4 protein-coding genes are annotated in these 4,168 nt (G+C 65.8%); 3 read left to right on the plus strand and 1 reads right to left on the minus strand.

Going from position 1 to position 4,168, the window contains the following annotated elements; genetic code table 11:
- A partial coding sequence (locus tag DYI24_RS22425) for a thermonuclease family protein (RefSeq protein WP_164573899.1) occupies window positions 1-746 on the minus strand: 746 nt, incomplete at its 3' end.
- 355 nt (window positions 747-1,101) lie between these two features.
- Between DYI24_RS22425 and DYI24_RS22430 the strand changes: the two genes are divergently transcribed.
- The 3 genes from DYI24_RS22430 (at window position 1,102) to DYI24_RS22440 (ending at window position 4,033) form a co-directional block, all read left to right on the plus strand.
- Window positions 1,102-2,307: an ABC transporter substrate-binding protein gene (locus tag DYI24_RS22430; RefSeq protein ID WP_164573900.1), complete on the plus strand. Its 1,206-nt coding sequence runs from the start codon at window positions 1,102-1,104 to the stop codon at window positions 2,305-2,307.
- Between the two features lie 170 nt (window positions 2,308-2,477).
- Complete coding sequence (locus DYI24_RS22435) at window positions 2,478-3,266, plus strand: enoyl-CoA hydratase (RefSeq protein ID WP_164573901.1); 789 nt, start codon at window positions 2,478-2,480, stop codon at window positions 3,264-3,266.
- 2 nt (window positions 3,267-3,268) lie between these two features.
- Entirely contained in the window at window positions 3,269-4,033 is a 765-nt protein-coding gene (locus tag DYI24_RS22440) for a VOC family protein (RefSeq protein WP_164573902.1), read from the plus strand.
- The last annotated feature ends 135 nt before the right edge of the window (window positions 4,034-4,168 follow it).

The raw sequence follows: 4,168 nt of genomic DNA on the forward strand, positions 1-4,168 counted from the left end.
GCCATGCTCGCCCCGGCCCGCTTCTCGACCCAGCCGCGCACCCGAATTCGTTGTCCTGTCAGAGACTTGGGTGCGAGCCCGGCGGCCTCGAACGACCCGACGATGCGCCTTGAAATAGTCACCGCAAAGCCACGAGTCCAGCGACCGCCAAAGTTCAGATAGACCGTCGAACCGACTTCCCGCACCGAGCTGATTCGGCCTTCGACCACGGTAAAGCGCCCTATCCGGGTCACCATATCGCCGGAATTTGCGGCGTTTTTTATGACATCCCTCGCCATCCAGATACCGACCGCCGCAGCGCGGGCGCCGGCTTCGGCCGCCAGCAGATCCTTCCGACAGTCCGCCGGGAGGACGTCGATCCCTACCAGTGCACCGCCCTCGGCCAGCAGCCGGCGCTGCACCAGCTCGCTGCCCGGCTCCGCCACCACGAAGGCCAATTGCCGGCCGTAGCGGTCCGGCCCGTCGTCGGCACCATGCAGCGATACCTTTCGGCCGAGCGTCAGGGCCGACAACGCCGCGACCTCCGCGTCATATCGTTCGCGGGAAGGCTCGATGCCGGCGAGCCGGATTTCGCGGCCGTCGGCCAGGCGCAGCGTGCGCGGATTGATCACCGACGCCACCACGCCCTCGCCCTGCACCGGCAGATCCAAACAGCCGGCCGCCCCGGCGCCGCCCGCCTGCGACAGCAGCACAGCACCGCCGCAGATCGCGGTCCGCCACCAGGCGCTGTTTCGCCGAAATGCCATCGAGACCGCCGTGTTGATTCGGGTTCTTCGCAAACCTCACGAAGACTAGCGATCCAAACGATCCCGGCGAAGTGGAATGGCTATCGGTCTCGGTCGAGACGCTGATCGTTACGCGACAAACCGATGAGCGATATCGCAGGCCGTGCAGCGCGTATCGCGCGGGCCCGCAGTCGTAATCGCGCGACTACTAATCGCCTCAGATGCATCAACGTGTAGTAACACACCTCTGCACGCACAGACTCATTCCACTCGCCGGAAAACTGCGTCGCTTGCCGCGCAGCAGGCGATGCGGCATGATCGCGCCCAATCATCAGAAGCGCCGCAATCATGATCGGCGCTCGCCAGGGAGGATGTCTTGAAGCCGTTCCGCAGCACTCTACTCGCATGTCTGTCGATCGCAGCGATCACCGCCGCGCAGGCGCAATCGCAGCCGCCGCTGAAGCTCGGCGCAATCCTCGACATGTCGGGCCTTTATGCCGACATCACCGGAACGGGCAGCGAGACTGCGGCCAAGATGGCGGTGGAAGATTTCGGCGGCACGGTGCTGGGGCGCAAGGTCGAGATCATCGCCGCCGACCACCTCAACAAGGCCGATCTGTCCGCCAACATCGCCCGCGACATGCTCGACAATCAGGGCGTCGAAGCGATCATCGACGTCGCCGCCTCGGCGACTGCGCTGGCCGCCGCCGAGATCGCCAAGGCCCGCAACAAGATCATCATGTTCTCCGGCCCGGGGTCGATCCGGCTCAGCAACGAAGCCTGCGGCCCATACACCGTGCACTACGTGTTCGACACCTTCGCGCAGGCCAACACCACCGGCCTTGCGGCGGTGAAGCAGGGCCTCGACACCTGGTTCTTCCTGTCGGCCGACTACGCGTTCGGCCAGGACCTCGAGCGCGACACCACCAACGTCATCAAGGCGTCGGGTGGCAAGGTGCTGGGCAGCGTCAAGCATCCGCTCAACACCTCCGATTTCTCCTCGTTCCTGCTGCAGGCGCAAAGCTCGAAGGCGAAGGTGATCGGCCTCGCCAATGCGGGCGGCGACACCATCAACGCGATCAAGCAGGGCGCCGAGTTTGGCATCACCAAGGGCGGCCAGAAGATCTCGCCGCTGCTCGCCTTCATCTCCGACATCGACAGCGTCGGGCTGGAAACCGCCCAGGGCCTGATCTTGGCCGAAGCGTTCTATTGGGATCTCAACGACGAGACCCGTGCGTTCTCCAAGCGCTTCATGGAACGCACCAAGCGGATGCCGACCTCGGCGCAGGCGGGCCTGTACTCCGAAACGATGCACTACCTGCAGGCAGTCAAGGCGGCCGGCACCACCGACGCGGCGGCGGTGACCAAGAAGATGAAGGAAATGCCGATCAACGACTTCTTCGCCAAGAACGGCAAGATCCGTGAGGATGGCCGGATGGTGCACGACATGTACCTGTTCGAGGTCAAGAAGCCGTCGGAGTCGAAGGGGCGCTGGGACTACTACAAGCTGCTCGCGACGGTGCCGGGCGATCAGGCGTTCCAGTCGCTCGCCGATTCCCGCTGCCCGCTGGTGAAGAAGTAGCCCGATCAAAACCGTCATCGCGTGGAGCGCAGCGAAGCGATCCAGCTCAGTGCACGGCGCTGGATTGCTTCGCCTTCGGCTCGCAATGACGGACAATCCCTGAGACGGCGCCGAGGCGCGCGTCATCAAGACAGTCGATGGGGCACAACGAACAACAACAAGGATCCGCCATGACCGACATCGTCCTGCAAGACCTCGACCGCGGCCTGCTCACCATCACGATGAACCGTCCGGATCGGCGCAACGCGCTCAATCAGGACATGATCCGCGGCTTGGTCGAGGCAGCACATCGCGCCAAAGACGATCCGGACGTCCGCGCGGTGCTGCTGAAGGGCGCCGGCGGCACGTTCTGCGTCGGCGGCGACGTCAAGTCGATGGCGGCTGCAGGTGCTCCGCCGCCGCTCGAACAGAAGGTGGCGAACCTCCGCCGCGGCATGGAGGTGTCCCGCATCCTGCATCAGATGCCGAAGCCGGTGGTGGCGCAGATCGACGGCGCGGCTGCCGGCGCTGGCCTGTCGATGGCGCTCGCCTGCGATCTGCGGGTGGCGGGCGCGTCGGCCAAGATCACCACCGCGTTCGCCAAGGTCGGGCTCTCGGGCGACTTCGGCGGCACGTACTTCCTGACGCATCTGATCGGCGCGGCGAAAGCCCGCGAGCTGTATCTCACCTCGCCGGTGCTGACCGCCGATCAGGCGCAGGCACTCGGCATCGTCAGCCGCGTCGTTCCCGACGCCGAGGTCGAATCCGCCACGCGCGAGTTGGCGCTGTCGCTGGCACAGGGCCCGACCGTCACGCTCGGCTACATCAAGACCAACATCAACAACGCCGAAACCCTGTCGCTCGAAGCCTGCTTCGACGGCGAGGCGCTGCATCACTCGCGCTGTGCCGAGACCGCCGACCACAAGGAAGCCGCGGCCGCCTTCGTCGAGAAGCGCGCGCCGGTGTTTCAGGGCCGCTGACGATGGCGCCGTTCCTCCGCCTGCGTCAGATCTGCCTGGTCACTGAGCCGATCGAACCCGCCGCATCGCACATCTCGACGATTCTCGGGCTGAACATCTGCTACCGCGATCCCCACGTCGGCAAATACGGCCTGGAGAACGTGCTGCTGCCGGTCGACGCGACGCTCTTGGAGATTGTCGCACCGACCCAACCGGGCACCGCGGCGGGCCGCTTCCTGGAGAAGACCCGAGGCCGCGGCGGCTACATGGCGATCTTCTGTTGCGACGATCCCGACGCCCGCGGCCGTCACGCCGCCAGCCTCGGGGTCCGCACCGCCAATGTGATCGACCACGCGCCGTATCACGGCGTCCAGCTCCACCCGCGCGACTGCCGCGCCGCCTTTATCGAGCTCAACCACACTGCAGGCAGCGATAACATTCGCGGGCCCTATCCGCCGGCGGGGCCGGAGTGGGCCAAGGCGATCCGCACCGACACCACGCAGGCGCTGACCGCAGTCGAGATGCAAAGCCCCGACCCGGCCGATCTCGCCGCGCATTGGGGCCGGATTCTCGAACTGCCCGTGGAAACGGATGCGGATGGCGTCGCCGAACTGCGCCTGCCGAACGCCACGTTCCGGTTCGTGCAGGGCGCCAGCGAAGCGATGACGGCGCTGACGTTCAAAGTGACGGCTCCCGAGAGGGTCCGCGCAGCCGCACAAGCGCAGGGCGTGTCGCTCACCGCCAACGGCTTCCGCCTGGCAGGCGTCGAGTTCAGGCTGAAGAACTAACAACCTGCATGGCCTCATCCTGAGGAGCCCGGCTAAGCCGGGCGTCTCGAAGGATGGCTGCGAGCCACGCCGTGCACCCGTCTCTTATACCCATCTGACGCTGCCGACGAATTAGAAGGTGTAGAGCCCGGGGGT

Source organism: Rhodopseudomonas sp. BR0C11, assembly GCF_010820945.1.
GTDB classification, from domain to species: domain Bacteria; phylum Pseudomonadota; class Alphaproteobacteria; order Rhizobiales; family Xanthobacteraceae; genus Rhodopseudomonas; species Rhodopseudomonas palustris_H.

Excerpts from the sequence above, each read along its gene's own strand:
- DYI24_RS22440 (WP_164573902.1), top strand. The coding sequence starts at position 3,269 with ATGGCGCCGTTCCTCCGCCTGCGTCAGATCTGCCTGGTCACTGAGCCG.
- DYI24_RS22435 (WP_164573901.1), top strand. The coding sequence starts at position 2,478 with ATGACCGACATCGTCCTGCAAGACCTCGACCGCGGCCTGCTCACCATC.